The sequence below is a fragment of the Cupriavidus sp. UYPR2.512 genome, from assembly GCF_000379565.1.
Classification (GTDB): domain Bacteria; phylum Pseudomonadota; class Gammaproteobacteria; order Burkholderiales; family Burkholderiaceae; genus Cupriavidus.
On the sequence record NZ_KB902923.1, the window covers coordinates 1 to 5,944 of the forward strand.

The 5,944-nt window shown below is 58.0% G+C and carries 4 protein-coding genes; 3 read left to right on the forward strand and 1 reads right to left on the reverse strand.

Translation table 11 applies throughout. The features are described 5' to 3' along the window. Window positions 1–475 precede the first annotated feature (475 nt). Window positions 476–2,503, reverse strand: coding sequence for a reverse transcriptase domain-containing protein (locus A3A5_RS0111415; RefSeq protein ID WP_018310702.1), 2,028 nt, complete (start codon window positions 2,501–2,503; stop codon window positions 476–478). A 1,182-nt stretch (window positions 2,504–3,685) separates the two neighbouring features. On the opposite strand from A3A5_RS0111415, the gene A3A5_RS0111420 reads away from it, so the two are divergent. From A3A5_RS0111420 to A3A5_RS0111430, 3 genes are all read left to right on the forward strand, one after another. Beyond that, window positions 3,686–5,281: a restriction endonuclease gene (locus A3A5_RS0111420; RefSeq protein WP_198293130.1), complete on the forward strand. Its 1,596-nt coding sequence runs from the start codon at window positions 3,686–3,688 to the stop codon at window positions 5,279–5,281. A gap of 100 nt (window positions 5,282–5,381) precedes the next feature. Then, entirely contained in the window at window positions 5,382–5,705 is a 324-nt protein-coding gene (locus A3A5_RS0111425; protein ID WP_018310704.1) for a hypothetical protein, read from the forward strand. A 56-nt stretch (window positions 5,706–5,761) separates the two neighbouring features. Next, window positions 5,762–5,944, forward strand: a 183-nt coding sequence (locus A3A5_RS0111430; RefSeq protein WP_026200673.1) for a helix-turn-helix domain-containing protein, incomplete at its 3' end; no start/stop codon positions are given.

Genomic DNA, 5,944 nt, shown 5'->3' on the forward strand with positions numbered 1-5,944 from the left:
ATCCTGGTCGTTGAAACCCGAAAGGATCGCAAATTTTCCGTTCGAAATTCAAATCGTGGACACCCATGGAATCCTCACAACCCGCGTCAGCATTGGCTTCCAAGCCAATGACCCTCAAATAAACCGGACACTAGTGTTGAATTATAATGGTTTAAGTGACAGTGTTGCTTCCACTCCTAGCTCAATAAAAGCGTCACTTCGGCTCAGTCCGTATTAAATCTGACACTTTGCGTCACCGCAGGCCTTGCCGGAATTTCAGCGGCTTGATCAGCAAGAGTGCAGTTTCGTCGAAAAACGCGGCTACATCGCTGATACCCGTTAGCGACAGGGCCGCGCTTTTTCGGCAAGATCGTCGCATGCATGCCGCTATCAGTGGCCGCTCTCGGGCGATACGTCAGGCACTAGCCGGCCACGAGGGGACCTTTGTTCGATGGGTCGCTGGGATCCTTAGACGGCAGTTCCACTCCGCAAGCGGTCACTCGATCGCGAGAGCCGGCGTCGCGTAATCGCGTAATCGGCCTGAGCGGTCGTTCGGTTCATGCGTCGGACGCGGGCGGTGGGACCGGTGGCGTCGGCGCTGCGGCAGGTGCGGGTGCACCCCGCATTGGGGGGGGGCTGGCGCAGGCGGAGCAGGCAGTACGGGAATCGATGCGGGCGGTGTAGCAGGAGGTGCCCCTGATCCAATCACGGGCGCAGCAGGCGGAACAGAGATCGCTGCCGGCGGCGGGACCAGCGACGCTTTGTATTTGGCGATTAGGTCGTCGATGATCTCGAAGCACAGGCTCTCGTCATGGCCCGAGCCCATGTACGCACCACGTTGCGCCATCCCGGCGACGCGGAAACGATCGTCCGTGAACGGTCCACCGCTATTACCGGGGCGGATGCTGCCGGCACCGGTGATCGTGAAACTGTTCATGCCCGCGTGTGGGGATGTCCGGTTCAGCACCTTCTGGTCGTTGAAGTCCGGCAGCGTCCATTGTTTCCAGGCCGGATACCCGATCAGCACGCCCTGCGCGCCGGGCTCGATCGGGGTATCCATTGCTGAAAAATACCGATGCTGAGGAGGCTCCTCGGCAAACGCCAGAATAGCGAAATCCATCGGCTTATCACGGAAGAGAACCTTCGCTGGCCACGATTTTTTCGTTCCCGGTTGAATGAGTTGCAGGATCTTGTTTGTCAGGTACGGGCTTTCGTAGTCGATCACCGTGTCCACCTTTCCGACCTGCCCTTCCCACTCGAAGACGTGGTTGCACGTGATAATCAGGCCGAGTTCTCGGTAGACGAAGGCGGTCCCTTGAGCCATCGGCATCTCGTCGCCGAGGGCGGGATGCTTGTAGTCGCCGTACCAGTCAACAACGAAGCACGCGTCCAGCGCCGTTTCCTTGTCCCGCACAACTGGCTCGACCGGCAACGTCGGCGCGGAGAACGACCCGGCCGCGGTAGTGGCGGCGGCCGCGGCGTTGTAGCGCTCTGCGAGGCGGGTGTAGATCAGATCGTCCTTCCCGCGCACCATGCGCAGGTAGAGTAACTTTCCCCACAGCACGTTCTTTAACGCAGGCGCCTTTCCGGTCCGTATTTGACGCTTCCACGGCTTTTTCTCGTAAGCGCCAGTGGCGGCTGCTGTGATGCGAGCCTGCCATGCCTTGTCTGCTTGGTCGTAACCGTGCTTCTCCCAAGCGTTAAGAGCCCCACGGATGCGGTCGATGAAGACCCGCGGCACGTTTGGGAACCGATTTATCGTCAACCCAGTGACCTCCATCCGACGCGTCCGATCGCTCAGACGCGTCTTCGCCGAGTTGATTTTGAAGTGGTGCTTGTTGACGATGATATCGTGCAGTTCCGTCCCAATCGCCAGATCGCCGTCGCCATTGACGGAGCATACGGCGGCCGGAAGCTTCAACGTCTTGCTGACGCGGAACGAGAATGTGATGTCGTCGGCGTACCGGGAATAGCGCGCCATGCTCCGGCGGGCAAGGTCCGTCAGGTCCCGGTCCATCGTCCGGCACACAAGGTTCGACAGGAATGGCGACGTCGGTGCGCCCTGCGGCAGCACATTGTCCAGCGTACAGATGTGTGCGATGACTGTCGCCACCTGATGGGAGAAGTTGAACGGGTGGTGCAACAGCACCCCGCGCACACGGTAGAACGTGATGCTGGGGAAAAAGTCTTCTAGGTCGACGTTGAATACGTGTTTGGTCTTCGGCGAGCAATGCACCAGCGCATTGGTCAGAATGCTGCGCTTGGCGACGAAGCCGTGCACTGCAGGCTTCAGTGGCGACGAGCGTTCCTTGAGGAACGCCAGCACCTTCACCTGAATGATTTTCAGGGGCTTGCGCGGCTCGTGAATCGTCCGGTCGGTACCGTCCCGCTTCTTTATGGTGAAGCTCTGGTATGACGGGCGAGGGTAGACGATCGCCTTTAGGTGATCGTAGGACATGCCGAGCACCCTGCGGGAGAAAAACGACGGGCTACTCCGGACCAGAGCCTCGATGATCTGGTCCATGCTAGGAAGTTTTGTCATGTGAACCCGTGCGTAGAAATCGGGTGTCGCCCCGGTCCGTCTTTCTCCTTTATCAGGGATCGTCGCGGAAAGTACGCAAATCGGCGATCCGCAGCGCGCGGGGTTACCTCGTGAGAAGCCTGCGTTAACGCGGGCCCGGTTAAGCTCCGTTGGGGGCGACGAACGATTGTAAGCGGTCGCCCCACAGAAGTACAACGTCGCCCAAAAGCGTTTTGCTTGCGGAGCAGCGAGGCGCAGTGCCGGGCGCTGTCGAGCACCAGGTCCCGTTCGACCTTTCAGTCGAACCGCCGGCGCTTTCGACGGCCGTTGTACCTTGGAAGCAGCCATGAGCGTGGCATTGTGACGAACGACGATAGTGGGTCGGCTACGGCCCGCCGCCCTCCCGCCTATCTATCACTTGCCGGCCTGGCGAAGCGCCTCCCTCTTGCAAAGGCCATCAGCATGTTGAAGAATTCCCCTGTAGATGGAGAGGCTCGAAATGGAAATGCGTTGGGAGAAGCTTTACAGCGGTGGTTTGGGAGAGTTCCATCAGTCTGAACGGGCAATATGTCGCCCCGCGCGACCGTCAAGCAAACTGAATTGGCGGTGGATTAGTGCGATCGTCACTGTTTTAGTGATCGGAGCCGTACTGGCTTTCATATAGCGTTTGGCGTCCTAAAACCATTTCCTCGGCCGAGATCATCAGTGCTTCTTCCGCAGCCCGAATTGTTGTGAATCCGCTACGGCTTTTAACTGGGAGTCTACGGACGTTCACCGGACTCGCTTGCTGGCCGACCAAGCCCCAAAATAGATGGGCCGCCTGCGCCGTGACCTCCCCACCATCGTTGGGAGAGCGGATTCCCTCGGGACTTGCCACAATGTGGGGACACTGGATGGTGCGAGACCGAACGGGTGAGAAGGCTCTTTGTTTTTCGTGCCCAAAGTCAACACTCCTTTCGGGAAGTTGGCGACCTGGTCGCAGCGTTCTAATTTCGTCTGTTATCCATGAGCACAACAATAATCGGAACAATTACGGCGCAATATAGCGCCCGGGGTCATAGATCATTCGCGGTTGAGGTTTCGCACGACGGCCTGTCTAAACACCGGTTTCTCAGAGATAGGGACTACCACGTTGTGGAGACGAAGGCCAATATGCTCGCCCAGGAGTGGGACAGGCGTTGGGCCGTGATCGAAGAACAGAATGAGCGGAAGTCACAGCGTGCGGAAAGCCGCCGCCTCGTCGACGACCGCAAGGCCGAAGGCAAACAAGAGGCTGAGGATCGGACGGACGACGCGAAGGCTGAACTCGAGGCGTTGGGCAGTCTTCTTGCAAGTCGGCTCGATGATCCCGTCATCATCGAGTGGGAGTCACGGAAAGATCGGACACCCTTCCAAGAGGCTGAGCCCCAACGGCCCTCCCCGAAACCGACGCCGGTGAGGGGCTCGGGCAGTGCAAGGCCGGTGATGGCAGAGTTTCTGCCAAAGCTGGGCTGGGTGGATAAACTCCTGAAGAGCCGCGGCCTCAAACGGATCGCGGAAGGCGAGGCTCGATTCAACGCCGCCATGTTCCACTGGGAAAAAGAGCAGTCTGATTTGGCCGCAGGTCACCGGACTGCCGTGGAAATGCACCGTGAGGCAGAAGAGAGAAGGCTTAACGCGTATGAGACCGTGCATGCGGCATGGGTGCACAAACGCGACGAACATAATGCGCAACAAGTGGAGCAGCATTTGTCCATCGACCGCGAGAGAACCGCTTGGTTGGCACGAGACCCTGAGGCGATCGCCGCGTTTTGCGATTATGTTTTGACCGACTCCCCCTATCCTGACTCGCTCGACATTCATTTCGAGTTGGATTATGACCCCGGCTCGAAAACGTTGCTGATCCAGGCTGCGCTGCCCACACCCGATGATATTCCCAGGCTGAAGGCGGTAAAATACGTTGTCACTCGAGATGACTTCGACGAGTCGTACATCTCTGAAGCCGAGGCGTTGCGCATTTACGACACCGTCATTTATCAAATCGCTCTGCGCTCGCTCTATGAGGTTTTCGAGGCCGACATACACGACGCAATCGACGCCGTCCTCTTCAATGGGATTGTCGAAACGATTGACAAACGAACCGGCGAAGACATTACCCCTTGCATCCTTTCTTTGCGGGCCGGAAAGGACGATATCCGCAAGCTGAATCTTCGCCAGGTGGAACCGAAGGAATGCTTCAGGGCGCTCAAAGGCATTAGTAGTGCGAAGCTGAGCAACATGGTCGCCGTCGCGCCGGTGATGCAATGGGTGAGAGAGGATAGCCGCTTTGTGGACTCCTATGGGGTCGCTGAGAATCTTGATGAAGGCGTCAACCTGGCGGCCATGGACTGGGAGGATTTCGAGCACCTGATTCGTCAGGTCTTCGAAATGGAGTTCGCTGCAAACGGCGGGGAAGTCAACATCACGCAATCGTCTCGCGATGGCGGGGTCGACGCGGTCGTATTCGATCCCGACCCATTGCGCGGTGGCAAATTCGTTGTCCAGGCAAAGTGCTACACCAACACGGTGAACGTATCGGCTGTACGCGATCTCTACGGCACCGTCATTCACGAGAAGGCAATCAAAGGGATTCTCGTGACCACTTCCAATTTTGGAAAGGACTCCTACGATTTCGCCACGGGTAAGCCCATCATGCTCATCGACGGTCAGAATCTGCTGCACTTGCTGGAGAAGCACAACTACAAAGCTCGGATCGACTTGCGTGACGCCAAGGCTCAAAAGAGAGCCATGATGGCCACGTAGAGCCCTCGACAATTGGCGGGTTAGCGTCCGTGGCTGAGGGAAGTGCCGACCAGCACCCTCCCCTCAGCCGACTGAAGTCGATTATCAAGGGGTCTGATTTATGGATCACAGGCTACTCAAAAAGTACCGGGAGTACGCGAACACTGAGGAGGCCTTTGCCGTTCTCTTCGTGAAGAAACATCTCGCTCAGGCGAAAGGGCACTGGGTGGATGTCGTCAATTGCCGGCGCTATGAAATGTCATCGGACGACCTTCACTTCAAGTTCGTCGTTGGCGGTCTGTACGAGAGAAGGATTCAACCGCAATACCCACCAAGATCCTCGTACACCATCAACGGTAAGTTTGATGAACGCACCTACTACTTGATGGCGCGCGCCATAACGTGGGAAACAGAGGTGGCGCCGGAAATTCGGACAGTCGGATAAATGGAAGAGCTGGGGTCTGAGCCGGCCATAATGGCGGGCAGAAAGGACCTCAGAAGATGACGAAACGAAGCAGGCGAACCCACTCGGCGGGGTTGAAGGCGAAGGTAGCCCTGGCGGCCCTCAAGGGCGAAAAGACGCTGGCGGAGCTGGCCCAGCAGTACGACGTGCACCCCAGCCAGATCACCGCGTGGAAGCAGCAGTTGGTGGAGCATGCCGCGGACCTGTTCGGCGGTGGCAAG